23 protein-coding genes are annotated in these 25,331 nt (G+C 63.4%); 14 read left to right on the forward strand and 9 right to left on the reverse strand.

Annotated features, from left to right (window positions below):
• Positions 1 to 91 precede the first annotated feature (91 nt).
• Genes ACZ5G6_RS05655 through bioB form a run of 7 tightly spaced genes read right to left on the reverse strand, consistent with a single transcriptional unit; the run spans position 92 to position 6,150 of the window.
• Positions 92 to 565: a very short patch repair endonuclease gene (locus tag ACZ5G6_RS05655; protein WP_498690012.1), complete on the reverse strand. Its 474-nt coding sequence runs from the start codon at positions 563 to 565 to the stop codon at positions 92 to 94.
• A 10-nt stretch (positions 566 to 575) separates the two neighbouring features.
• Positions 576 to 1,706 carry a cytochrome P450 family protein gene (locus ACZ5G6_RS05660; protein WP_498690013.1) on the reverse strand — a complete coding sequence of 377 codons (1,131 nt, stop codon included), beginning with the start codon at positions 1,704 to 1,706 and terminating at the stop codon, positions 576 to 578.
• Positions 1,703 to 2,386, reverse strand: coding sequence for a dethiobiotin synthase (gene bioD / locus ACZ5G6_RS05665; RefSeq protein WP_498690015.1), 684 nt, complete (start codon positions 2,384 to 2,386; stop codon positions 1,703 to 1,705). The genes ACZ5G6_RS05660 and bioD overlap by 4 nt, the downstream gene beginning before the upstream one ends.
• Positions 2,383 to 3,567 (reverse strand): 8-amino-7-oxononanoate synthase, encoded by a 1,185-nt coding sequence (locus ACZ5G6_RS05670; protein ID WP_498691770.1) that lies wholly within the window; start codon positions 3,565 to 3,567, stop codon positions 2,383 to 2,385. The genes bioD and ACZ5G6_RS05670 overlap by 4 nt, the downstream gene beginning before the upstream one ends.
• Positions 3,568 to 3,575: 8 nt before the next feature.
• Positions 3,576 to 4,904 carry an adenosylmethionine--8-amino-7-oxononanoate transaminase gene (gene bioA, locus ACZ5G6_RS05675; RefSeq protein ID WP_498690018.1) on the reverse strand — a complete coding sequence of 443 codons (1,329 nt, stop codon included), beginning with the start codon at positions 4,902 to 4,904 and terminating at the stop codon, positions 3,576 to 3,578.
• On the reverse strand, positions 4,901 to 5,128 hold the full coding sequence (gene bsaP, locus ACZ5G6_RS05680; RefSeq protein WP_498690020.1) for a biotin synthase auxiliary protein BsaP: 228 nt from the start codon (positions 5,126 to 5,128) through the stop codon (positions 4,901 to 4,903). Before bsaP ends, bioA begins: the two co-directional genes overlap by 4 nt.
• Positions 5,125 to 6,150: a biotin synthase BioB gene (gene bioB / locus ACZ5G6_RS05685; protein WP_498690021.1), complete on the reverse strand. Its 1,026-nt coding sequence runs from the start codon at positions 6,148 to 6,150 to the stop codon at positions 5,125 to 5,127. Before bioB ends, bsaP begins: the two co-directional genes overlap by 4 nt.
• 208 nt (positions 6,151 to 6,358) lie before the next feature.
• On the opposite strand from bioB, the gene ACZ5G6_RS05690 reads away from it, so the two are divergent.
• Both ACZ5G6_RS05690 and ACZ5G6_RS05695 read left to right on the forward strand, forming a co-directional pair.
• Positions 6,359 to 8,035 (forward strand): purine-cytosine permease family protein, encoded by a 1,677-nt coding sequence (locus tag ACZ5G6_RS05690; RefSeq protein ID WP_223936120.1) that lies wholly within the window; start codon positions 6,359 to 6,361, stop codon positions 8,033 to 8,035.
• Positions 8,036 to 8,151: 116 nt separating this feature from the next.
• On the forward strand, positions 8,152 to 9,174 hold the full coding sequence (locus tag ACZ5G6_RS05695) for an SDR family oxidoreductase (RefSeq protein ID WP_498690024.1): 1,023 nt from the start codon (positions 8,152 to 8,154) through the stop codon (positions 9,172 to 9,174).
• Between the two features lie 26 nt (positions 9,175 to 9,200).
• On the opposite strand, the gene ACZ5G6_RS05700 is transcribed toward ACZ5G6_RS05695, so the two are convergent.
• Positions 9,201 to 10,376, reverse strand: a complete 1,176-nt coding sequence (locus ACZ5G6_RS05700) for a zinc-dependent alcohol dehydrogenase (protein WP_498690026.1) — start codon at positions 10,374 to 10,376, stop codon at positions 9,201 to 9,203.
• A gap of 131 nt (positions 10,377 to 10,507) precedes the next feature.
• On the opposite strand from ACZ5G6_RS05700, the gene ACZ5G6_RS05705 reads away from it, so the two are divergent.
• The 12 genes from ACZ5G6_RS05705 (at position 10,508) to ACZ5G6_RS05760 (ending at position 21,615) form a co-directional block, all read left to right on the forward strand.
• Positions 10,508 to 10,711 carry a hypothetical protein gene (locus ACZ5G6_RS05705; RefSeq protein ID WP_498690028.1) on the forward strand — a complete coding sequence of 68 codons (204 nt, stop codon included), beginning with the start codon at positions 10,508 to 10,510 and terminating at the stop codon, positions 10,709 to 10,711.
• Between the two features lie 241 nt (positions 10,712 to 10,952).
• Positions 10,953 to 11,480: a hypothetical protein gene (locus tag ACZ5G6_RS05710; RefSeq protein WP_498690030.1), complete on the forward strand. Its 528-nt coding sequence runs from the start codon at positions 10,953 to 10,955 to the stop codon at positions 11,478 to 11,480.
• Positions 11,481 to 11,504: 24 nt separating this feature from the next.
• Positions 11,505 to 12,137 carry an SIS domain-containing protein gene (locus ACZ5G6_RS05715; RefSeq protein WP_498690032.1) on the forward strand — a complete coding sequence of 211 codons (633 nt, stop codon included), beginning with the start codon at positions 11,505 to 11,507 and terminating at the stop codon, positions 12,135 to 12,137.
• 87 nt (positions 12,138 to 12,224) lie between these two features.
• Positions 12,225 to 13,295 (forward strand): alkene reductase, encoded by a 1,071-nt coding sequence (locus ACZ5G6_RS05720; RefSeq protein WP_498690034.1) that lies wholly within the window; start codon positions 12,225 to 12,227, stop codon positions 13,293 to 13,295.
• 82 nt (positions 13,296 to 13,377) lie between these two features.
• Positions 13,378 to 14,076, forward strand: a complete 699-nt coding sequence (locus ACZ5G6_RS05725) for a GntR family transcriptional regulator (RefSeq protein WP_223936126.1) — start codon at positions 13,378 to 13,380, stop codon at positions 14,074 to 14,076.
• A gap of 181 nt (positions 14,077 to 14,257) precedes the next feature.
• Positions 14,258 to 15,259 carry a sugar phosphate isomerase/epimerase family protein gene (locus tag ACZ5G6_RS05730; protein WP_498690037.1) on the forward strand — a complete coding sequence of 334 codons (1,002 nt, stop codon included), beginning with the start codon at positions 14,258 to 14,260 and terminating at the stop codon, positions 15,257 to 15,259.
• Between the two features lie 3 nt (positions 15,260 to 15,262).
• Positions 15,263 to 17,011 (forward strand): dihydroxyacetone kinase subunit DhaL, encoded by a 1,749-nt coding sequence (gene dhaL / locus ACZ5G6_RS05735; RefSeq protein WP_498690040.1) that lies wholly within the window; start codon positions 15,263 to 15,265, stop codon positions 17,009 to 17,011.
• Between the two features lie 2 nt (positions 17,012 to 17,013).
• Positions 17,014 to 17,496 carry a ribose-5-phosphate isomerase gene (locus ACZ5G6_RS05740; RefSeq protein WP_498690041.1) on the forward strand — a complete coding sequence of 161 codons (483 nt, stop codon included), beginning with the start codon at positions 17,014 to 17,016 and terminating at the stop codon, positions 17,494 to 17,496.
• A gap of 2 nt (positions 17,497 to 17,498) precedes the next feature.
• Positions 17,499 to 18,488 (forward strand): 3-hydroxyacyl-CoA dehydrogenase family protein, encoded by a 990-nt coding sequence (locus ACZ5G6_RS05745; protein WP_498690043.1) that lies wholly within the window; start codon positions 17,499 to 17,501, stop codon positions 18,486 to 18,488.
• A 22-nt stretch (positions 18,489 to 18,510) separates the two neighbouring features.
• Positions 18,511 to 19,275, forward strand: a complete 765-nt coding sequence (locus ACZ5G6_RS05750; protein ID WP_223936131.1) for an SDR family NAD(P)-dependent oxidoreductase — start codon at positions 18,511 to 18,513, stop codon at positions 19,273 to 19,275.
• Positions 19,276 to 19,450: 175 nt separating this feature from the next.
• Complete coding sequence (locus ACZ5G6_RS05755) at positions 19,451 to 20,800, forward strand: MFS transporter (protein ID WP_498690046.1); 1,350 nt, start codon at positions 19,451 to 19,453, stop codon at positions 20,798 to 20,800.
• A 68-nt stretch (positions 20,801 to 20,868) separates the two neighbouring features.
• Complete coding sequence (locus ACZ5G6_RS05760; protein WP_498691773.1) at positions 20,869 to 21,615, forward strand: triose-phosphate isomerase family protein; 747 nt, start codon at positions 20,869 to 20,871, stop codon at positions 21,613 to 21,615.
• Between the two features lie 73 nt (positions 21,616 to 21,688).
• Here ACZ5G6_RS05760 and ACZ5G6_RS05765 read toward each other — a convergent pair whose 3' ends face one another.
• Complete coding sequence (locus ACZ5G6_RS05765; RefSeq protein WP_498690048.1) at positions 21,689 to 25,258, reverse strand: TM0106 family RecB-like putative nuclease; 3,570 nt, start codon at positions 25,256 to 25,258, stop codon at positions 21,689 to 21,691.
• Positions 25,259 to 25,331 lie beyond the last annotated feature (73 nt).

Genomic DNA, 25,331 nt, shown 5'->3' on the forward strand with positions numbered 1-25,331 from the left:
TCATCATCGTGTTTTGCCTGACGGTGCTGCTTGGTATTGGCGGATCGTCAGCATATGCGTTGTGGGAGCAGGGCTCCCGTACCGCCACTGATCAGTCGGCGGAATCTTCGGGATTCAAGGCGCCATAGGGCGTTCCGCCCTCCAAAAACACTGTCAGCCGTTCTTCGAGGACTGAGCTGTTCCGCAGCTCGCACTCCCACACGGTCAGCACGTCCCAACCATCGGCGCGCAGTTGTTCCCTCTGGGCCAGATCGCGTTCACGGGTCCGGGTGCGTTTGGCCTCCCAGAACTCCGCATTGGCAGTGGGAGAGTGCAGTCCTACCTTGCAGTCATGGAAGTGCCAGAAGCAGCCGTTGACGAAAATGACCTTATGGCGGCTGGAGAACACCAAATCAGGGCGACCCGGCAGCTTGGTCCCGCCAGCCTGCCCGTGCAGCCGATAACGGTACCCCTTGGCATGCAGGAGTTTGCGCACCAGTAACTCGGGCTTGGTGTTCTTGCCCCGGATCCTGGACATGTTTCGGCTGCGCTGCTCCGGCGTCAGCAAGTCCCGGCTCTCGCCCATAAAGTCCAGCCTACCCAGGCATCACTGTCACTGTCCGGGGAGCCTGGAACGATAGCAAACGGAGCCATTCGGGGTTTGGGTCGCGGAGTCGGGCGCCCTTGAGTGCCGCAGTAGTTTCCTGAACCACGACGGCGGCCTCCAGTTCGGCGAGTTTCGCACCAAGGCAGCGGTGGATTCCTGAGCCAAACGCCAGGCCGTAGGGCGTGGGTCCTTGGTGTTCGGCGCTTTCCCCGGCTGCCCACGGAAAGCCGTGGTTCCCCGTCAACTCCACCAGGATTTCTTCCCCGGCAAGCACTGGCTCGCCGTTGAGCTCCGTATCGCGGGCGGCCACCCTGCGCCACGTGGGCACGGAAGACTCAGTGGCCAGCACATGCCGGACAATGTCCCGGGACTTGGCACTGGAGGATGCCTCGTCCCAGGTGATTCCCCGGGAGCCTTCGGCCAGCCGGAAGAGCGTGGTGCTGATGAGCTGCGTGGTGGTCTCCTGGCCTGCGATGAGCAGGAAGTAGCCCAGTGAACAGATCTCCGGCGTGCTGAGGCCGTGGTCTGCGAGTGCCCTGAAGAGGTTGGATGTACCCTCGAGTGCAGGCGCGGCCACGGCTTCCAGGACCAGCTCGCGCAGCCAGGTGTAGAAGTCCGCCGCCGTGTGGGCCAGTTCCAGCTGACGTTCAGGATCCGGCCAGCCCCAGAAAAGCTCAAGCGAGTCCAGGCTCCATGCCTTCAACTGGGGAAGGTCCCGGACGGGTAGGCCCAGCATTTCGAGCATGACGACTGCCGGGGGATAGGCGGCCACTGCCTGCACCAAATCAACGTTTCCTGCAGAGTCCAGGAGCCGGGCTGCGGCTGCGGCTGACTCCCGGGCGAGCTGCCGGATGCGCGGTTCCATGGCAGCAACTTTGGCGGGAGTGAAGAAGCCCGCCACCACTTTGCGGATAGCGGCGTGTGATGGGGAGTGGTTGCTGGCCAGGACCGGTGGAAGGGCGAACCGTGCCTTCTGCAGGATGCGGAGGGCCTGGCCGCTCAGCGGTGTCACGGCCAGCAGCGCGTTGGCTGGGCTGAAGTCGCCAGGGCGGTGAAGGACCTCGCGGACGGTGTCCGGATCGCGTAACACCTTGTACGGGCATGTGGTCACGGTGCTCATGCCGGCACCCCCACAAGCCACGAGGCCGCCTGTTCGCGAAACACCTCGGGGGCCAACCCTGCGGCTTCGTGCCGGATGGCACCCAGCAGCGGCACCGGCCAGTCCGAGATGGTGGCGCGGTTGCTGCGCTCCACAGCCCCGGGGACGGCGGGCCAACTCCCAAGCACCACTCCCACTACCGGCAAGCCCCGTCGGTCCAGGGCCTCCAGCGTCAGCGCCGTGTGGTTCAAGGTGCCCAGCGATGGCCGCGCCACCACGGTGAACCCAGCCGAATCGCCCAGGAGTGTGCCCAGGTCAGCCAGCGTCCCGCCGTCGTGGTCCAACTCAACCAGCACCCCGCCTGCACCTTCCACGAGGACATGGTCATGGGTGTTGGCCAGTGCGCGGATTCGCTCGGCATGCGAGGCGAGCTGCGGCAGCACCACCTCGTCACAGGCAGCTGCCGGCACCGGAGCAAGCGGCTGTTCCAAGACGACGCCGGCCTCTGCCGTGAGTGGGCCGGCAAGCCGCACCACTTCCGCGCAGTCCGAATCGCCGTCGACGTTGCCGCTTTGGCAGGGCTTGTAGACGGCCACCAAGCAGCCGCGTTGCGTTAGCGCCGCGGCGAGTGCCGCCGTCGTGATGGTCTTCCCGACGCCGGTATCAGTACCGGTCACCAGGATGATGCGTGGAAGTTTCATGAGGTTCGCTCCAGGATGTCGCGCAGCACTGCGCAGGCGTGGTCGAGGTCATTGGGGGTGAGGTTTGCCCGGGCCGTCAGGCGCAGGCGGGAGATGCCGTCGGGCACTGAAGGTGGACGGAAACACCCCACCTGGACGCCGGCAGCCAAGGCGGCTTGGCTCGCAGCCAAGGCCGCTTCCGCCGAGGCCATGGGGATGGATTGCACTGCTCCGGCAGAGCGCTCGACGGCGGCTGGGCGTTCCAGCGCGGGTGGCAGTTGGGCGGCGAGGGCGGCTGCGTTGTGGTGGACAGCCGCGGCGCGCCAAGGTTCCTGCCGGATGATTCCGACGGCGGCCATCGCAGCAGCCGCGGCGGGCGGGGCCAACGCGGTGTCGAAAATGAAGCTTCGCGAACGGTTCACGAGGTGCTCGCGCAGCAGCTTGGAACCGAGCACCGCACCGCCCTGACTGCCCAATGCTTTGGACAAGGTGGCCGTGCGGACAACCGCTGGATGCTCCGCCAGGCTGGTGCCCGCCACAGCGCCGCGCCCTTGAAAGGCGCCAAGGCCGGCAACACCCAGGCTGTGGGCCTCGTCGATCAGCAGCACGGCATCGTTTTCTTCGGCCAGGCTGAACAACTCCGCCAAGGGAGCAGCGTCCCCGCCCACGCTGTAGATCGACTCCACCACCACCAAGGCCCGTGGTTGTGTCCGCCCATACAGGAGCCGTGCCGTGTCCGCTGCATCATTGTGCTTGAATTCCCGCACTTCAGAGCGGCTCAGCCTAAAACCATCGATCAACGAGGCATGGCAGTACTCGTCCGCCACAATCAGTGTTCCGGGACCACCCAGGGCCGTGGTGACACCCACATTAGCCAGGTAGCCGGAGGAGAACACCAACGCAGCCTCTGCTCCGGTCAGCGCAGCCAGCTGGTCCTCCAACTCGAGATGCAGTTCCGTGGTGCCTGTCACCAGCCGGGACGATGCAGCTCCAGTGCCCCACCGCCTGATCGCGTCAGTGGCAGCTTCCGCCAGGCGCGGGTCCGTGGACAGGCCAAGGTAGTCGTTGCTGGCGAGGTCGATCATCCGGCGCTGTCCGCCGCTGTCACTGCCGTGGGCGCCCTGCGGACCACGCACTGACGGCTTCCTAACCAGCCCCCGGCGCTCGCGGACCCCGGCCTGTTGTTCCAGCCAGGCGGTCATGGAGACGCTCATGCTCTGGCCTCCAGCCTGTCTGCGGCGGCGGAAACTGCAGCCACCATGCCCGCGGTGATGGTCCTGATCTGGGAGGCTGAGCTGATGTACGGCGGCATCGTATAGACAAGGTTGCGGAACGGGCGGACCCACACGCCGTGCTCCACGGCAGCCCGGGTCACTGCGGCGACGTCCACCGCGTCCGCCAACTCAATGACGCCCACGGCGCCGATAGTGCGGACGTCCCTCACGCCGTCGAGCACCAACGCCGGGGCCAGTCCCTCCCCGAGTCCTGCGCCCAGGCGCTCAACGTCCGCACGCCAATCTCCGTCCCGCAGCAGCCCCAGGCTCGCATTGGCAACGGCGCAGGCGAGCGGATTTCCCATGAAGGTTGGCCCATGGAGCAGCGCACCGGCAGCACCGCCGGAGACCACCCGGGCAACCTCACCCGTGCACAAAGTTGCCGCCAGCGTCATGTACCCACCGGTGAGGGCCTTGCCCACACACAGGATGTCCGGGACTGTGCTGGAATGAGTCGCCGCGAACAACGCGCCCGTTCGGCCAAAGCCCGTGGCGATCTCGTCCAGAATGAGCAGCAGCCCATACTCATCAGCCACCTCACGGAGGATCCGCACACACTCGGCGGGGTAGATGAACATGCCTCCGGCACCCTGCAGGACAGGCTCCACGATGATCGCCGCCAGCTCATTGGAATGCTCGCGGGCCAGCGCCTCCACTGACGTCCGCCACTCACTGATGCTTGTTGGCGTGGCCGTCGCCGCGGCTGGAGGACGCGGCGCGAACACATTGCCCGCCAACAGGCCAGGGAAGGCTGAGTGCATTCCGTCAACGGGATCACAAACGCCCATCGCCGCGAAGGTGTCGCCGTGATACCCGCCGCGGACCGTCAGGAAACGTTGCCGCTGCGGGCGCCCCGACGCCGTCTGGAACTGCACAGCCAGCTTCAGGGCCACCTCCACCGAGATGGAACCCGAATCTGCCAGGAACACGCGCTCCAGCTGGCGGCCGGACTCCCCTGGTGCCATAGCCAGCAGGTTCTCAGCAAGATCCACAGCGGGCTGATGCGTCAATCCGCCGAACATCACATGGCTGAAGGAGCCCAGCTGGCGCTGAACCGAAGCATCCAGCACAGGATGGCGGTATCCATGGATCACCGACCACCACGACGACATCGCATCCAGCACCTCATGAATGCGGCCGTCCTCGTCCCGCAAGCGCAGCGCCACGCCGTCGGCCGCCTCAACTTCCCAAAGCGGGAGTGTCCCGGAAGCCGGAGCGTAAGGATGCCACAGGCTCGCCCGGTCCCGTTCGATCAGGGAACTCATCGGGACACCAGTCCGTGGCGCGAGCACTCGGCCGACCATCCCAACGGCGTCACCTGTACTTTCATGCGGCGCCGGCACTGCGCGCAATAGCGGGGCGGCTCCATCGCCAACCGTTGCTGGCAGCCCTGGTGAGCGTCCGACGTCGGGCGCTCGCCTTGGGTGCCGGCAAGCGCGCCCCCGCAGTGCCCGCAGTATTCCGCCGTCGTGGCGCCTACAGCGGTCATAGCGACTTCTGGAGTTCCTTGATGGGCATGTTGAGCTCCACCAGGAGGTTGAGGTCGGCGGTGGCGGGTCGGCCCAGGGTGGTGAGGTAGTTGCCGACGATCACGGCGTTGATGCCGCCGAGCAGGCCTTCGCGGGTGCCGAGATCGCCGAGGGTCAGTTCGCGGCCGCCAGCGTAACGGAGCACCGTGCGCGGCATGGCCAAGCGGAACGCGGCGATGGCACGGAGGGCGTCTTTGCCGTCCATGATTCCCTGGTTTTCCAGCGGCGTGCCGGGGCGGGGGTTGAGGAAGTTCAGCGGGACCTCGTGCGGTTCCAGCGCCGCGAGCTGCGCGGCGAGTTCAGCACGCTGCTCCACGGTTTCGCCCATGCCGATCAGGGCGCCGCAGCACAATTCCATGCCGGCGGCCTTGACCATGTTGCACGTGTCCAGCCGTTCCTCGTAGCTATGCGTGGTCACTACTTCGGGGAAGTAGCTGCGGGCGGTTTCGAGGTTGTGGTTGTAGCGGTGGACGCCCCATTCGGCCAGCTGGTCAACCTGGCGCTGCGTGAGCATGCCCAGGGAACACGCGATATTGATCTCAACTTCCTCGTTGATACGGTCGATCGCGAACTTGATCTGGTTCATGAGCTTGATGTCGGGGGCACGGACAGCTGCGACGATGCAGAACTCGGTGGCACCGGTGGCGGCCGTTTCCTTGGCGGCCTTCACGAGTTCCGGGATGTCCAGCCACACGCCGCGGACCGGGGAATCGAACAGGCCTGATTGGCTGCAGAAATGGCAATCTTCGGGGCAGCCACCGGTCTTGATGGAGATGATGCCCTCCACTTCGACGTCCTCGCCGCAGTGCTTGAGGCGGACCTCGTGGGCGAGCTGGAGGGCAGCGGGGATGGCCTCGTCCGGAAGTTGGAGGATCTCCACAAGCTGGGCTTCATTGAGGCCTTCACCTCGCTCAAGGACCTGCTCGCGTGCGGTGTCCAGGATGGCGTAGCCAGTGGCTTCTTGGGTTGCTTGGGTCGTCATGGACTTGACGGTATCCGGGGGTGCGCATCGCGATTTTGTGGGGTCCGCACAAAGTGGCGTCACGGATTTTGGAACGCCCTTATGGGTTGCGACGGAGACGGCTGGTGCAGAAGTTACAGCTGTGAAACATCGTTGTGACTGATTTGACCCGCTGCGTGACTAGCGTCGTTGGCGAAGCACCGACCACGAATTGCGAGAGTGAGCACGGATGAGCGACGTTCTGACAGACACCCAAAGAACTACGACGGCGGGGAACGCCGATGCGATGAGCGCAGCGAAGGAGAGTCTGGAAGATTACACACTTCGGTTCGCGCCCCGCTCCTACCGGAAATGGAGCGCCGGTGTGGTGGCGACCAGTGCCCTTGGCGGGATCGCCTACCTGGCTGACTTCTCCATCGGCGCGAACATCGGCATCGCCTACGGCACGGTGAATGCCATCTTCGGCATCATCGTGGCCGCAGTGATCATCTTCGCCACGGGCTTTCCGCTCGCTTACTACGCTGCCCGGTACAACATCGACCTCGACCTCATCACCCGCGGGTCCGGCTTTGGCTACTACGGGTCAGTGGTCACGAACATCATTTTCGCGACCTTCACTTTCATCTTCTTTGCCCTTGAAGGTTCCATCATGGCCCAGGGCCTTCAATTGGGGCTCGGCGTCCCGCAGTGGATTGGGTATGCCGTGTCCACCATCATCATCATTCCGCTGGTGATTTATGGGATGAAGACGCTGGCTACTTTGCAAGTGTGGACCACGCCGTTGTGGTTGCTGCTCATGGTGGTTCCGGTTGGTTATCTGCTGCTGTCACACCCGGAAAGCATCGACGCCTTCTTTGCTTACACCGGTGCTTCGGGCGAGGGCGGCACCAATCTCGCCTCCGTGATGCTGGCTGCCGGAGTCTGCCTCTCGCTGATGGCCCAGATCGCAGAGCAGATCGATTACCTGCGCTTCATGCCACCCAAGACCGCGGAGAACAAGGGTGCTTGGTGGCGTGCTGTAATTCTTGCAGGACCAGGCTGGGTTATTTTTGGTGCCATCAAGCAGGTTGTGGGCATGTTCATTGCCATTTACTTGATCGCCAGGCTCGATCCCGCCGCGTCCGTGCACGCCAACGAACCCGTCCACCAGTTCCTGGGCGTGTACCAGGAGATGATGCCGGCCTGGCTCGCGATGTCCCTGGCTGTTGTGTTGGTGGTTATTTCGCAGATCAAGATCAACGTCACCAACGCCTATTCCGGCTCGCTTGCCTGGACCAATTCGTTTACCCGCATCACCAAGACCTACCCGGGCCGCATGGTGTTCGTGGTGGTCAACCTGGTGATCGCATTGGTCCTCATGGAGTCGAACATGTTCGAGTTCCTCAACACCATCCTTGGCTTCTACGCCAACTGCGCCATGGCCTGGGTGGTCACCGTTGCCTCCGATATTGCGATCAACAAGTACCTGTTGAAGATCTCGCCCAAGGTTCCTGAGTTCCGCCGGGGCATGCTCTACGCCGTCAACCCGGTCGGTTTCGTTTCCATGCTGGTGTCCGCAGGGATGTCCATCGCGGTCTTTTTTGGGGCTTTCGGTGCCGGAGTTCAGCCGTATTCGCCAATTTTCGCCGTCGTCCTTGCTTTGGTGCTTCCCCCGGTTCTGGCTTTGGCGACGCGTGGCCGCTACTACCTCCGCCGCACCGACGACGGGATTGACCTGCCCATGTTCGACGCCGATGGAAACCCCAGCGATGAGAAGCTTCTCTGCCACGTCACTGGCCTTGAGTTCGAACGCCCGGACATGCTCCGGTCAGGCCAGGACGGTCCCGACGGCGAACCCCGCTTCATCTCCTCCCTTGCCTTGTCCACGGATAAGTCAGGAGCACTGGTGCTGCCCGCCCAGAAGTAGGCGCGCCCACCCAACTAGGTCGCACTTAAGCGCGTTCTGAGCTCTCAAAACGCGCTTAAGTGCGACCTACTTGGGCTGACGCTGGGCGCGAATAGTCAGGATGCTTAGAATGAGGCATGGCACAGGATGAGCGGGACGAAGAAACCGGGCAGCCCAAGCAAAAAGAGGAATCCGAGCAGGCCGAGTCAACAACGGATCTCGACGAAGACATCGCGATGGCTTTGGAGAACCACGTCCTTAACCCGGCGGAGGATCCTGAAGACGCGTCAGATCCACGGACGATGTATCCGTCCGGGGAGTTCGAACCGCAAACCCAGGACTACCCGGGCTGGACCGAGGCAATGAACCCGCGCCCGGACCATGGAGAGCAAAGCTACGTGGGCCATCACCGCATGATGGGTTTCCGGACCCTGATTACAGGCGGAGACAGCGGAATTGGAAGAGCCGTAGCCATTGCGTTCGCCCGTGAAGGTGCTGATGTGGCGTTTACGTATTTGCCCGAAGAGGAGCAGGACGCCGAATTGACGGTCCAGTTGATCGAAGCCGCGGGCAGCCGTGCACTGGCGCTTCCGGGGGATCTGCGGGACGAGGAATTCTGCCAGGAAGTCATCGCCCAAACCCTGGAAGAGTTCGGTGGCCTGAACGTCCTGGTGAATAACGCGGGGTTCCAAATGACCACCAGCCAGGGGATCGAAGACCTCAGCAGCGATCAGTTCGACCGGACTTTCAAGAGCAACGTCTACGCCCTCTTCTGGCTTACCAAAGCGGCCTTGCCCCACTTGCACGCCGGGGCCTCGATCATCAACACCTCATCGATCCAGGGCTACCATCCGAGTCCCTCGCTCATCGACTATGCCGCCACCAAGGCGGCCATCAACAGCATGACGTTCTCGTTGGCAGAATCCCTGGGATCCAAGGGGATCCGGGTCAATGCCGTAGCTCCCGGTCCGGTGTGGACCCCTTTGCAACCACCAACCCAGCCCGAGGAGAAGATCGTGAAGTTCGGCCAGGACACGCCTCTGGGACGGGCAGGCCAGCCTGCTGAACTTGCAGCCACGTACGTTCTCCTTGCTACGGAGGAGTCCAGCTACATCTCCGGATCAGTCATCGGGGTGACCGGCGGAAAGCACCTCGCCTAAGCCGCTGCGGCCAGTTCATCCACCGATCAGGGCTTGAGGACCACCTTGATGCAGCCGTCCTGCTTCTTCTGGAATTTCTCGTAGAGGGCAGGCGCCTCATCCAGGCCACCTGTGTGGGTGACCAGGTGCATGACTCCCAGCGGATCGGCGTCGTCCTCTACCAAGGGGAGCAGTTGGTCAGTCCAGCTGCGTACGTTGCATTGCCCCATGCGGAGCTGGATCTGCTTGTCGAACATTGTCATGAGCGGCATCGGATCGGCTTGGCCGCCGTAAACGCCGCTGAGTGAAACAGTCCCACCACGCCGCACCAGGTCCACCGCCGTGTGGAGGGCGGCAAGGCGGTCCACGCTCATGGTCTCCATGGCCACCTGCGCCGGCTTGTCGGGGAGGAGGGAGACCGCCCGGTGCAGGAATGATGCCACCGGTGACCCGTGGGCTTCCATGCCTACGGCATCCACCACTCCGTCCGGACCGCGACCCAGGGTCTCCTCGCGGATCTGGGCGGCGACGTCCGAGCTGTAGTCCATGGTCTCCACTCCATGTTCTTCCGCCATGGCCCGGCGTTCTGGAACAGGGTCCACGCCAATGACGCGGAAACCTTTGTGGATGCCAATTCGGGAGGCGAACTGGCCCACAGGACCAAGTCCGAGCACCGCCAACGTGCCGCCCTCGGGGACGTTGGCGTATTCCACGGCCTGCCACGCAGTGGGCAGGATGTCGGAGAGGAACAGGTAGCGTTCATCAGGCAGGTCTGAATCCACCTTGATGGGGCCGTAGTCACCGAAAGGCACACGCAGGTACTCTGCCTGGCCGCCCGGGACGGAGCCGTAGAGTTCGGAGTATCCAAAGAGTGCAGCCCCTGAGCCCTTGGCTTTGACCTGCGTTGTTTCGCACTGCGACTGCAGGCCTTGGTTGCACATGTAGCACCGGCCGCACGAGATGTTGAAGGGCACCACAACGCGGTCGCCCTTTTGGAGCCTGTGGACCTCCGAACCTACTTCTTCAACGATTCCCATGGGCTCGTGGCCTATGACGTCACCCTTGTGCATGTAGGGGCCCAGGATTTCGTAGAGGTGCAGGTCCGAGCCGCATATAGCCGAGGATGTTATTCGGACAATTATGTCCGTTGGTTCCTGGATGACGGGATCGGGGACGTCTATGACGGCCAACGAGCGCCTGCCCTGCCATGTCACTGCTTTCACAATCGCACTCCTTGCTCTTGGCTGGAGGTGTCCCGCGCTGCATGAGACCCTTCCAGCGAAGCAGAGTTGGCACCAGCACACAAGGTCTCCGGTGGCCTCGACAGGCCCGGGCGCCAGGCCTACATTGAGCTATGAGTGAAGAACCAAGAGCACCGGACAAAGCACCCGCTGACGCCGAACAACCTCCGGTGAGTGCCGACGTCGGACATTCCGGCAGCAGCCCCGGTACGGGGGATTTCAGCACGGAAGTAGACCCAACGTTCATCCCGGATGAGAGCGGCGAGACGCCGGATGAGAAGCGCGCCAGGGAACACCCTGAGGCCACTGGAAGCTAGCTTTCCAAGCAACGACGACGGCGGCGGCCCTGCGGACGATGCCGACAGCCACCTGTTGCCATCACATAGTAAGTAGCCTGATTACCAGTGTTAAGCTGAGGTACAAGGTTTTCCCGGGCAAGGGTGCCCGGGGAATAAGGGGATTGAACGAACGAGGAAATGGGTACAGCTTCAGTACCGGGCAGGGCATGGGCTACGGACGGCGCCCAATAACAAGCCGTCCACGAGGGAGGCAATTCACATGGACACAGGGCAATTGGTATTGATCATCGTGTTGGCCGTGGTCGTAGTCGCTGCTGTGATCATCGCGGTAGTCGTAGGACGCAAGAAGAAGACCGAACTCAACCGCCGCCGGGCGGGGGAACTGCGGGAAAAGGCCGACCAGGAAGCTGTGGGTGCGCACCAAGCCAAAGCACAGTCTGCTCAGGCCGAGGCCGCTGCGGTTCAGGCGGAAGTCGAGGCCAATCGGCTCCGGCGCGAAGCACAGCGCCACGCGGAGAAGGCAAATGAAGCGAGCGGACGCGTCGAGGAGAATCTGCGACATGCCGACAAAGTCGACCCGGACGTCAAGACGGACCGCGATCGGGAAAACGACGCAGACCGGAATCGTTCGGATGACGTCCGTGCGCAGGACGCGGGTGGGGAACGCATGACCCGGGATCGCTCCGCGCGCGACGGGGTAGTAAGGGAAGAGCCCTTGCGGGAATCTGCGACACGGGACGTACGTCCTCGCGATGGCTCTCCGCGGGAAGGCGACAGGAACGTGTAAGTACAGGGGATAGGGAGGCAGGAAGTGAGCATCGTGGTGAGACGGACCGGCCAGGCGCTGCGTGCAGCGGATTCGAAGCACAACCGGCATGCAGTGGACGTTGTCTTGGGCCATTTGGGTGAGATCGGTCCGGCCGTTGCGGCCTTGCGCCGCGAATCGTCGCGGCTCGCTGAATGGGGCGAGGAGTTGGCCCGTGTCCGGCTGCGGGGCGGCAGTGTGTTCGCTGCCGGGAGCGATGGCTCTGCTCACGAAGCACAGAGGTTCGCTACCGAGCTTGCCGCCCACGATGCCAACGATGGCTCGCCCGGCGATGGCGCGGTCTTCAAGGCCATATCGGTCAACAAGGAGGCCGGCAGCGGGGCCGATGGAAGCATCAGCGGCCAGATTCCGCAGTTGGTGCGACGCGGAGACATTGTGGTGTTGCTGGCCGCCAAGGGGATCACGGACGATCTCCGGGATGCGGCTGCCGCCGCAAAATTCGCGGGAGCGCGGGTGTGGGCCCTGACCGGCAAGGAATCCAAGGACCTCGCCCAGGCTGTCAATGAAGCCATCTGCATTGACACGGATCCACCTCATGCCGAAGAAGCCCATCTTGTTGCGGTGCTTACCCTGTGCGAGTGCTTCGACGAGGCAATGCGGGAGATCAGGGCACGGTGAGGTGTGATCTGACCCTCAATCGGAATAGTTGCAGACGCTGCGCAGTTGCCAAGGAGTGAACCTGATTCATTCTGAAAGGAACTGCGCATGCTGTTTTCCCCTCTGGCCCTCGGCGAGCTCGAACTTCCCAACCGACTGGTGATGGCGCCGCTGACCCGTCTTCGCGCCGGCGTCCAGGGCGTGCCGGGTTCTTTGATCGCGGAGCACTACCGTCAGCGCGCTTCCCTCGGGCTGATTGTCAGCGAGGGTACATACCCGACGCCTGCAGGCCAGTCCTACCCCGGACAACCCGGGCTGGTCACAGAGGCGCAGATTGCGGGTTGGAGGAAGGTGACGGACGCCGTTCACGCGGAAGGCGGACGTATCTTCGCGCAGATCATGCACGGTGGGCGTGTTTCACACGCCGACATCACCGGTGGTCATGAGATCGTCGGCCCCAGCGCCGTGGCCATTGAAGGGGACGTCCGCACGCCCCATGGCAAGCAGCCTTACCCGGTGCCCCGCGAACTCCGCACTGACGAGCTGCCGTCCGTCATTCAGGAGATCGTCACTGCCTCCAAGAACGCGATCGAGGCAGGATTCGATGGCGTCGAACTGCACTCGGCCAACGGTTACCTGCTGCACGAATTCCTGGCGCCCAACTCGAACGTTCGCACGGACAGCTACGGTGGCTCCCCGGAGAACCGCGCCCGCTTCGTGATCGAGACGGTCAATGCCGTGGTGGAGGCGCTCGGCGCCAACCGCGTGGGCATCCGGATCTCACCCGAACACAATGTGCAGGGCATCGCGGAGACGGATGCCGCCGATGTCCGGGCCACCTACGAAGTGCTGGTGGACACCATCGCCCCGCTCAACCTCGCGTACCTGAGCATCCTGCACCACGAGCCCAAGGGTGCGCTGGTCCAGGATCTTCGCGAGCGTTTCAACGGCACTTTCCTGGTGAACACCGGCTTCAGTGAGATCACCACGCGCGATGAAGCTTTCGCCATCATCGAAGAAGGTCTCGCCGACGCCGTTGTGGTTGGCCGCCCCGCCATCGCCAACCCGGACCTTGCCCGCCGCTGGCGCGAGAGCCTGCCGCTGAACGAACCGGACGCTTCGACGTTCTACGCGGACGGCGCCGAGGGTTACACGGACTACCCGTTCTACGCGAACTAAAGAGCAGCACCTCAAGCAAGGCGCGCGACGTCGGCACTCACCTGAGTGCCGACGTCGTGCTGCTTCCTATAGGATTTGTGGCATGTCTGAACCTTCGCCGGCTCTTGCCCGCCCCGGCTTTCCCGTCAGCCGCCAAGTGCTGGCCGACCACGTGTATGAAGCCCTCCTCGAGTGGCTCATGGATGGTCGACTCGAACCCGGGGCCGCAGTGAGCATCGACGGTATGGCACGGGAATTGGACGTTTCTCCCACTCCGGTGCGTGAAGCGTTGGCGCGCCTGGAGCACACGGGCATGGTGCGGCGCGTGGCGTTGAAGGGCTACCGCGTGGCCCCCGTGTTTACGCGCGAGGATTTCGCTGAACTCATGGAGGCGCGGCTGTCCATCGAGCCCGTGAATGCCCGCCTCGCCTGCTCGCGCATGACTTCGGAAGGCTTGGACGCGCTGAGGCAAGCGGTCGAGGACCTCAAGACTGCCCCGCGCGGTGGCACGTTCGCTGAGTACCGCAGCTACCTTGAGGCTGACGAGCGTTTTCACCAACTGATCGCAGCCCAAGCCAAGAACCAGTTCCTGCTCACGGCATACAACACGCTGGGCGGGCAGATCCAGCGCTTCCGGTTGTTTGGGGGAGTGGGCATCACGGATGCGGAGCAGGCTATCGCTGAGCACCAGGCCGTGCTGGACGCGATGACCAGTGGAGATCCCGAGAAAGCCGCGGAGGCAATGGTCGATCACGTGGAAAAGGTGCGGGGTCGCGCTATGGCTGACGCGCCGGAAGACTGACAACCGCTGCTTAAACGAAGGCTCGTCGCTGATGCGGCGGGCCTTTTTCCTGCCCGCAGTGAGCCCCTTCACAGTCATATGTAAGACATATAGGATCTAGGAAGTTTCACTCAAAGGGTTGACAGCTTCATCCGGTTCGTAAATCCTATAGGAAACAGGATTCCACGAAGGAGTGATCATCATGGCGTATACCGCCGAGAATTGGCCCATCACCGCGGCCCTCCTGCAGTTCCCCGGCACCGACGCTGCGGGACAGCACATCAACGACGCCGATGCTTCCGTTTGGGCTTCGGTCCTCCAGGAAGTCAAGGACGCGGGTTTCGCCAACGCGGACTTGACCGACAGTTGGGTCCGTCCCGGCGACCTCAGCAAGGAGCGCCTGGCCGAGTTCAAGCAGACCGCTGACGACGTGGGCATCGGCGTGCCGGTCATCTCGGCCATCCGCCGCAGCGTCATCCACACCCAGGACTGGGCAGACAACCTCGCGTACAGCCACCGAACCATCGACGCCGCGGCCGAACTCGACTGCGAAGTTGTCTCGTTCGGCCTCCACCAGGCCATCACCCCGGAGCAGCAGAAGCAGCTGTGGTTCTGGACCGTCGAGGGCTACAAGGACCCCGTGGGGGACAAGGAAGCGTGGGGCAACGCAGTGTCCCGCATCCGTGAACTCGGCAAGCACGCAGCGGACGCCGGCATCCTCCTCTCCCTGGAAATGTACGAGGACACCTACCTCGGCACCGCAGACTCGTCCGTTCGGCTCGTACAGGAGATCGGCCTGGACAACGTCGGCCTCAACCCGGACCTGGGCAACCTCATCCGCCTGCATCGGCCCATCGAGGACTGGCGCGAGATGGTGGCCAAGACGCTGCCCTACTCCAACTACTGGCACATGAAGAACTACATCCGCGATGAAGACGTTGCCCGCGACAGCTACATCACCATGCCGGCTCCGATGGAAAGCGGGCTCATCAATTACCGCGAAGCCTTCAAAGTGGCACTGTCCGTCGGCTTCCAAGGCATCCTCTGCACCGAGCACTACGGCGGCGACGGTCTCAGCGTCACGGCCAGCAACCAGGACTACCTGCGCCGCCATGTCCTCCCGAAGACGGACGGCTACGCGCTCGGCCAGAGCCAAGTTGCGCAGGGGCGCCAGCAGCCCGCAGCCGAATTCGCAGGAGTCTAGGAAATGACCCAGATTTTCGACAACCCGGCAGACTTTGCCGATGAAGCCCTGGACGGTTTCGTGGCTGCCAACCGCGGCTACGTTGCCCGTGTGGACGGGGGCGTCGTCCGCTCCACGGAGGTCCCGTCAGGCCAGGTGGCACTGGTGGTGGGCGGCGGCTCGGGACACTACCCGGCATTCGCTGGACTGGTGGGCCCCGGACTGGCAACAGGCTCCGCTTGCGGGAACATGTTCGCCTCCCCGGCGGCCGGTCAGGTGTATCGCGTAGCGAAGGCGGCCAACGCCGGTGGCGGCGTGCTGCTGAGCTACGGCAACTATGCCGGCGACGTCCTGCATTTCGGGCAGGCCCAGCTCCGGCTCAATGCCGAGGGCATCGAAACCCGAACAGTCACTGTCACCGATGACATCGCCAGCGCCCCGATCGACCAACTCGAAAAGCGACGTGGAATTGCCGGGGACCTCACCGTTTTCAAGATTGCGGGCGCCGCCGCAGAAGCGGGACTGAACCTTGACGACGTCGAGCGTTTGGCCATCAAGACCAACTACCGCACGCGTTCCCTCGGTGTGGCCTTCGACGGCTGCACGCTTCCCGGCGCCAAGGATCCGCTGTTCCATGTCCCGGCCGGCCAGATGTCGCTTGGCCTGGGGATTCACGGCGAGCCTGGTATCTCCGAGCACCCGATGCCCACTGCTTCTGAGCTGGCAGAACTCCTCGTTTCCAAGCTCCTGGCGGACAAGCCCGACGACGCCGGGGACCGCGTGGTGGCCATCGTCAACGGCTTGGGCACCGTGAAGTACGACGAACTCTTCCTGCTGTTCGGCAAGGTGGAGAAGCTGCTCACCGCCGCCGGCCTCACGGTTGTGGAACCCGAGTGCGGCGAGCTGGTGACCAGCCTGGACATGTCCGGACTCTCGCTGACGCTGCTGTGGCTGGATGAGGAACTGGAACAGTATTGGGCTGCGCCCGCGGACACTCCCGCTTTCCGTAAAGGCAGCATGGCACCGCGCACACCTCGCGCCGAGGCAACAGTCGACGACGCCGAAACGGCTGCCGTCGAACAGTCCACCGTGGCTGCCGCTGAACTCGGGCGGCAGGCCGCTGCCATCCTCGTCCAGGTGCGGGAGGTCGTCGTCGAGCATGAAGAGGAGCTCGGCAAGCTGGATGCGATCGCCGGCGATGGCGACCACGGCATCGGCATGCGTCGTGGCGTGGACGCCGCAGCCGCCGCGGGAGGGGCAGCGTCCGGTTCCTCGGTATCGCGGGTCCTTGCAGCGGCGGGCGAGGCCTGGAGCGAACGCGCCGGCGGAACATCCGGAGCACTGTGGGGCTCGGCCGTGATCGCGGCAGGGCAGGCGCTCGGCAACCGCGAATCGTATTCGTCCAGGGATGCGGCCGCAGCCGTCAAAGCCTTCGCGGACGCCATCACCGAACTCGGCAAAGCCGACCCCGGGGACAAGACCATGGTGGACGCGCTCCTCCCATTCCGGGACGCGTTCCTGACAGAGCTCGACGGAGGTGCTCCGGTTGACCGGGCGCTGGCAGTTGCCGCTGCGGCCGCTGAGTCCGCTGCCGCAAGGACCGCAGACCTGCGTCCGCTCAAGGGCCGGGCCCGACCCCTTGCGGAGAAGAGCCTTGGACACCCGGATCCCGGAGCAGTGTCCTTTGGCCTGATCACCGCCAGGATTTCGCAATTCATCGATTCACAACTGGCCACCGCTACGTCAGCGGCAACGGCCGGAAACGGAGCCTGAGCATGAGCAACACCCAAGGCTGGCGCATCGTCGTCGGCAATGATGAAGCCGGAGTCGAATACAAGCAGGCCCTTGTGGCACTGCTGGATGCCGACCCGCGTGTCGCTTCCGTGACCGACGTCGGCGTAGGTCCCAACGACTCCACTGCCTATCCGCACGTCGCCGTCGAGGCCGCCCGCAAAGTGGCCGATGGTGAGTTTGACCGTGCGCTCCTGATCTGCGGCACCGGCCTTGGCGTGGCCATCGCGGCCAACAAGGTCCCCGGCATCCGAGCCGTCACGGCCCACGACAGTTACTCCGTGGAACGCTCCGTGCTGAGCAACAATGCCCAGGTCCTCACACTCGGCCAACGGGTGATTGGCTTGGAACTGGCCAAAAAGCTCGTAGGGGAGTGGCTCAACCACCGCTTCGACGAAACCTCATCCTCCGCCGCCAAGGTGGACGCCATCTGCTCGTACGAGCCCGACTACACGAAGGCAGTTTGATCATGACCATTTCTGAAGCAGCCGAAGGTTCCGCCAACAACGCAGCCCGGAAGATCGCCGTCGTCGGTTCCGGTTACATGGGCGGTGGGATCGCCCAGGTCCTGGCGCTCGGCGGGGCGCGCGTGGCTTTGGCCGACGTCTCCGCTGAGGTCGCGCAGAAGAACTACGACCGCCTCCTGGTTGAGTCTGACCAGTTCATTGCCGATGGCCTGTTCCCTGAAGGTTCCACGGAGACCCTCAAGCAGAACCTGTGGGCTGCCAAGGACATCGAGGAAGCTGTTGCCGACGCCGATTTCATTGAGGAATGCGTCCCCGAGGTTCTGGAAATCAAACATCAGACGCTCGCACGGATCAGCGCTGCGGCCCGTCCGGATGCCCTGATCGGCTCCAACACGTCCACGATTTCCATTGCTTCACTTGCTGAAGCCGTGACCAATCCGGAACGGTTCCTGGGCGTCCACTTCTCCAACCCGTCGCCTTTCATCCCGGGTGTCGAGGTCATTCCCCACGCGGGTACTGCTGCAGCAACGGTGTCCGCATCGCGTGACCTCGTCCACGCGGCGGGCAAGCAGACCGCCGTCGTGAAGGACGTCACCGGTTTCGTACTCAACCGCCTGCAGTACGCGCTGTTCCACGAGGCGGCACAGCTCGTGGAGCAGGGCATCGCAACAGCGGACGACGTCGACACCCTGGTCCGTACGACGTTCGGCTTCCGCTTGCCGTTCTTTGGCCCGTTCGCCATCGCCGATATGGCCGGTTTGGACGTCTACAACTTCTGCTACAAGTCGCTGCAGACCGGTTTCCCGGAACGCTTCGCGACGCCGAAGATCCTCTCGGACCTCGTAGAAGCAGGCAAGCTCGGCACCAAGACCGGCGCAGGTTTCCTCAACGTGCCCACGGAACGTACTCCGGAACTCATCGCCTACCGCAACAAGGCCTACGTCGCCATGCAGAAGCTCATTGAAGAGCTCGGCCCGGCCCCCATCAACTAACCCTCTTTTCAGGAGAAAACACATGACTTTCCCCGCTGAACGCACCGCAATCGTCACAGGCGCCGTTTCCGAGCGCGGCATCGGCCGTGCCACCGTCAACTACCTGGCCGCCCAAGGCTGGAACATCGGTATCATCGACCTCGACGACGCCGCCTGCAAGCTCGCAGCCAAGGAAATCGCCGCGGAATATGGCGTCAAGGCACACGGTGTCGGCGCCAACGTGGCAAGCGAAGCCGAGGTCCGGGCGGCCATCGACGAGCTCGAAGCCGAGCTGCCCCAGATCGTCGCCCTGGCGAACGTTGCCGGTGTGAGCTCGCCTATCGGCTACCTCGAACTCGAGCCGGCCGAGTGGGACCGCGTCCTGAACATCAACCTGAACGGGGTCCACTACGCCACCCGGCGCGTGGCGGAGTCAATGGTCAAGAACCGGATCGGCCGGATCGTCAACATCTCCTCAGTCTCGGCCCAGCGCGGCGGCGGCACGTTCTCCAAAACGCCGTACTCCGTGGCCAAGGCAGGCGTGATCGGTCTGACCCGCGCCACGGCCCGCGAACTTGGCGAATACGACATCACGGTCAACGCGATCTCGCCCGGCCCTATCGACACCGACATCATGGGCGGCACCCTGAGCCAGGAGCGCAAGGACGAGCTGACCAAGGACCTCGTGGTGAACCGGGTGGGCTCCACCCGTGACATCGCCGCCGCCATCGCCTTCCTCATCAGCGAGGACGCCGGATACATCTCCGGCCAGACGCTGAATGTGGATGGCGGACTGTACATGCACTAGGTCGCCGGCAATGAAGACTTTGACGAGATGAAGGCCTGGACCAGAGAACGAAAAATCTACCTTGCCCTGGGCATCCTTGCCTGCGCCGTGGGCATGGTGCTCATTTTCTTCCCGCGCTGATGGCGCGCTGACTTAGCCATCACAACCCCAACTGATTGCTCAAAGAGGAGTTTCAATGTCTGTTGCCTCGACTTCCACCAAGGAGTTGCTGGATTCGCCGATTCTGAAGTCGGCCATATCCAAGGCTTCGCTGCGGCTCATGCCCATGCTCGTCATCCTGTATGTGGTGGCATTCCTTGACCGCACCAACGTGGGTTTTGCCGAAGCTGCCCTTGGGGTGGACAAAGGCATCACAGCGGGCGCTTACGCGCTGGGTGCCGGTATCTTCTTCATCGGCTACGCACTGTTCGAGATTCCCAGCAACCTGCTGCTCACCAAGTTCGGAGCCAAGGTCTGGCTCGCCCGGATCGCCATCACGTGGGGCATAGTGTCCGCGTGCTTCGCCTTTGTACAGGGCGAAACGTCGTTCATCATCCTCCGTTTCCTGCTGGGCGTTACCGAGGCAGGGCTATTCCCGGGCGTCATCATGTTCCTCGCCGCCTGGTTCCCCAACAAAGTCCGCGTCAAGATGTTTGCCATCTTCTACTTGGCCCAGCCTTTCTCTCAGATGATGGGCGCGCCGCTTTCCGGCTGGCTCATCAACATTGGCGACCAAGTACCGGGCGTCGCTGGTTGGCAGGTCATGTTCTTCGTCGAAGGCATGTTGGCAGTCCTGGCGGGCATCGCAGCGTACTTCTTCCTCATCAACAGCCCGCAGGACGCGAAATTCCTGAGCAAGGAAGAGAAAGCCTCACTCATCGACGTCATGGCGCTGGAGGACACCGTCAAGGAAGAATCAGGTCCGCGCGGCGTCCTTGCGTCCATGCGCAACGGCCGTGTCTGGTACTTCACGGCCATCTACTTCTGCCTGCAGGTTGCCGTCTACGGTGTCACGTTCTATCTTCCCCAGCAGGTATCTCAGCTCACCGGCCAAAAAGTGGGGCTCGCCGTCGGACTCCTTGCTGCTATTCCGTGGTTCTTCGGGATCTTTGCCTGCTATTTCGTTGGCAAAGCGGCAAACACGGTGGAACGTCGCCGCCGTTGGGGCACCGCCCTGTTCATCTCAACCGGCCTGTGCATCTTTGGTTCAGCTTGGGCCGGCGCCAACCACCTGCCGGCGCTCGGCATCATCTTCATCACCCTGGCGGTGTGCAGCTTCCTGTCCACAGGTCCCATCTGCTGGTCATATCCGACGGCGTTTCTCACGGGTACAGCCGCAGCTGCGGGTATCGGGTTGATCAACTCGCTGGGCAACCTTGGCGGTTTTGTGGCGCCGATCCTGCGCACCACTGTCAACCAAGTGACAGCCTCGGACACGGGAACGATGGGGGTTTACGCCCTGGGTGTCCTGCCGTTCCTGGCTGCCTTGATGATGTTCGGCACCCGGGCCTTCAGCAACAAAGCCGACGAGTTGCTGGGCAAGTAGGCGTGAGCGCTGCTGTCACTGCCGAGACCTTGTACGCCGACATCCTGTACATCGGCGTCAGTACCAAGATGTACATGGGCTATTCACAGAGCCTGGCGTGGTTGGAGCAGTTGGTTGCAGAAGTGGACGCCCGTCCGGCCTTGGAGGCCGGGCGGGTGGTCCCGTTCGTGATCCCGTCGTTCCCCGTTCTGCCCGCGGCTTCGGGAATTATTGAGGGCTCGCCATTGGTTCTCGGAGCTCAGAACTGCGGCTGGTCGGACGGCGCATGGACGGGCGAAGTCTCACCATCGATGCTTGCGGAGCTGGGCGTTGGCCTGGTGGAGATCGGCCACGCCGAACGCCGGCGGCACTTCGGTGAGGACGACGCTGTCGTCGCACTGAAGGTGCGTGCCGCCGTCGACGTCGGACTCACGCCGCTGTTGTGTGTGGGGGAGGCTGTGGAGGGTGAACCTGGAACTGCCGCCGATGCCGTGTTCGGGCAGGTTAAGGCAGCGCTGTCCGGGGACTGGTCGGTGGCTTCCCGCATGGTGATCGCGTACGAACCCGTGTGGGCAATCGGTGCTGCGGAACCAGCAGCGGCTGTGTATGTCTCCGAGGTGGTGCGTGAGCTGCGCGCTTTGCTCGGCGAGCAAGGGCTGGGCGAGATGCCGATCATCTATGGCGGCTCGGCAAAACCGGGCCTGCTGCCGCAGCTGGACGGTGTCTCCGGACTCTTCCTGGGCCGCTTCGCGCACGACGCCACCAACTTCGGCCGCGTGTTGGACGAGGCCCTAGCCGTCGCAACTACTGTTCCTTCCCAACTAAGGGACAGATAGCGCTCCTCTGAGCCCTCACTGGAGCGTTATCTGTCCCCCAGTTGGGCGGGGAGGCGGGTGGTTCAGGACGCGGCTAGGCACCCGCGCGCTGGCAGAGGGCAATAAAGCCGCCAAGGTTTTCCAGGCCCTCCGGATGCGTAGGCAGGTAGTTGGTCAGTTCGGGCGAACGCACGACGACGGCGCGCCACTGCCCGCGCGACACCGCCACGTTGATTCGGTTCCGCAACAGCAGGAACTCCATGCCACGCGGCACTTCGCCCGCTGCGGACGCAGCCATGGACACGATGACCACAGGCGATTCCTGACCTTGGAACTTGTCTACGGTACCTACCCGCACTTTTGCCAACCCCGCTGCCCGGAGCTCGTGCTTGATGAGTTGCACTTGGGCGTTGTAGGCCGCGACCACGAGGATGTCGGCTTCTTCAAGTGGCCGGCTGCCTGGCGATTCAGACGGGTCAGTCCACGGCAGGCCCACGTGCGCCTGTACCTGGCGGACAACCTCGGCGGCTTCCTCGGGCGAGCTTGTGGAGTTGCCGGTGTGGGGGACGTATACGCAAGCAATCCCGGGCTCCGCATGGCCTAGATGGCGCACGGAGGCCGCGGGTGCTGCTTCCAAGCGGCCGTCATAAGAGAGCTCCGAAACCGCATCGCACAGGGCAGGGTGCATGCGCCAGGACAGGGCCAGGAAGTATCCAAGTTCCGGTGGCAAGGTGTTGTATCCATCGGACAGCCAACCGAGTGCTGACTCATCTACCGGCTCCGGGTGCTTGCCCTGCGTGACCTGAGGCAGTTGCTGCGGGTCTCCCAGAAGCAGGAGCCGCTTAGCGGCCCGGCTGACGGCCATAGCGTTGGCCAAGGAGAACTGGCCGGCTTCGTCGATGACCAACAAGTCCAGCGAACCTGGCGGAATCGAACTTCCCACCATGGTCCAGGCTGTCCCGCCAATCAGGGCTCCGCCGGGCTTGGACAATGCGTACTCCACGTCAGCTTTGGCGCATTGCGACCACGGCACATGGTCGCCGTGCTTGACCTCCTTGGCCACCCGTTGAGGATCGACGCCCGCCTTCTCCACGGCAGCACAGAGCATGTGTTCCACTACAGCGTGGGACTGCGCCACAACCCCGACCTTCCATCCCTGCTCCACCAGACGGGCCAGGACGTGGGCACCAACGAAAGTTTTTCCGCTGCCAGGAGGTCCCTGGACCGCCAAATAGGAGTTGTCCAGATCCTTCACCGCAGCAGTGATGGCGTCGATGTAGCCATCAGGACCCCGGCCGACGGCGGGCAGAGCTTCCAGGCTACGCAGTTTTGGGGGCTTCCTGCGCAACAGGTCCAATGCGGGATCCTGAGGCCATTCCGGCAGCGAATCCCTGAGCCTGTTGGCCAACTCTGCAAGCGCTGCCCTCTGCCCTTTGGTGGCAATGGGGGCGTCTGGAGTCAGTGCCATCGGTACCTGGCTGAACTCGGTTGAGTCTTTGCGAAGACTCTCGGCCATGGTGACCGACTCGAAATCTCCATCTTCGCCGACTTCGATGATCTTAGTGTTGCTCCAACCCGCCCGGCCGAGCACCGATTCGTTGGCAGCCAAAGCCTCCGGCAGCGGAGATTCGTACATCCGGAAATAGGTCCTGCCCGGTTCCAATCCTGCTCCGTCCCCGGAACGGCCGAGCAGTTTCACGATCCGGACAGGGTTACTGCGAGGGGTTGGTTTCGCCCACTCCTGCTGCACCACAGCCCGCTCCACCGTGAAAATATCACGCCCGTCCTCCCACTGGGACACTGGCTTCTCCAAGCGGTCGAAATGCCCCCACCAATATTGCTTGTCCTCACGCCGGTGATATCCAACGCCTGCTGCCACCATCGCTATTGCCCGGGAATCGGGGGACAGCCGTTGCTCCTCCGGCAGCGCAGCGACGTAGTCCAGCAGGGCGCTTTCTTCCGGAGCAGCCTCGTATTTGGGCGGTTCGGCGCGCTGTGAGGCGTCGGCGGCATCCCCCGAATCAACCAAGCCCCCCGGCACGATGGATCGCTCGGCGGCGCGGGCCAGGAGCCAGTTGCGCAGTTCCAACGTCGAGAGGCAGTCGTATTCGTTGTAGTCCCTGATGCTCTCCAGGATGGCGGCGGCTTGGCCGGCGTTGCCCGTGTCCCGCGCAGTGCAGTAGTCCGCGTAGGCAACAACGGAGGCTCCGGCGTCGGTGACATCGCCGGAACGCAGGTGCTGGCCCATGTAGAGGGGCTCGAGTTTCTTGATGCTGTACGAGTTCTCGGATACGCGGATGCTGTGCCGGACGGTGTCGTAGAGGTCCACCAGGACACCTTGGCGCAGGAGGTCATCGACGGCGGTCTCGCCCATCACGTGCGTCAGCGACAGGTTGCGGAGCGCCGTCTTCTCGTAAGCCGCGTAGTGGTAGATGTGCATGCCGGGGTAGCTGGCGCGGCGTTTGGCGACGTACTCCAGGAAGTCCACGAATGCCTGCCCTTCTTCAGCCCTCGAATGCGCCCAGAACGGGCGGAAGACGGGCTCAGCGCCAGGCTCCAATGGGTTTTCGATGACTCCGAAAAGGTACTCGAGACCCCATTTGCCGGTGGCTGGGTCCTGCCACAGGGGATCGCCCTCGAAGTCGAAGAAGATGTCCCCAGGGTCCGGCGTGGGGAGCCTGCCGAGGGTGTTCTCCGGCAGCACCTTGTAGCTCACTGCTTTGGTTTCCCCGGCTTTGTCGGTGTACTTGACCGTGCCGTCGGGGGTTCCCGTCCCCGTCTGGAGCTGGGCTTGCTCGCGAAGGCGCAGCAGCGTTGGGTCTCCGACCGCAGGCAATGCAGCCAGTTGGTCGATGGTGGTGATTCCAGCGTCCATCAGCTTCTTACGCTTGCTGATCCGCATACCGGCAACCATCAGGAGGTCCCGGTGCAGTTGTACTTGCTCGGCGCAATAGTCGCAGCGGCCGCACGCGGAGAAACGGGAGTCGCCCCACTCGATGGGTCCTGAAGCAGCCATATGGGCGGCGGTCATGCGGAGGAAACGTTCCCGGCGTTCCTTAAAGACCGGCAGAATTTCCGCGAGCGGGTGATCGCTGTGCACCCGGTTGCCCAGGACCAACGTGACTGTGGGATCCGGTGTTATCCCGGCCTGAAGGAGCTGATCGCCGTAGGCTGCCAGCTGCAAAAGCGCTGTGACTTTGGCGTGGCGTGCCAGCTTGGTGTCGAAGACTGCGTACTGGCCCGCGGAACGCTTCACCAGGAAGTCGGAGCGGCCGTGGAATTGGCCATCGAAGAACGCGGCCTGGAACACGATATCCGCTCCGGAGCGCAAGGCGTGGATGGATTCTGCGTGCTTGGCCAAAAGGGTGGAGCGGTCCATGTCGGAGGCGGGGACGACGTCGTAAACGCCCTTTCCCGTGGCAGGGTCCCACAGCCCGAACTCATCCACGAACTCATCCAGGACCCGGTGCTCGTGGACATCGCCAAGCTTGGCGGTGCGCTCCAGCATGGCATCGGCCGCGAAGTCGGGCTTGGGGGAGCGGCCCAGCTTTTCGTCGAGTTTCCGGAGCAACTGGTACTCGCAGGTGGCAGCGATGACAAGATCGCTGGCCGAGAACACCAAATCCTGCGGCGCGCCAGCTATCTCCGAATCGAGAAAGAACACCGTGACCTACTCCCTGTTGCCGGATGAACCACTGCGAAGTGGACCATGAAGCCAAGCTATCAGCGGCCCCCGA

Source organism: Arthrobacter sp. TmtSoilC51, assembly GCF_055388015.1.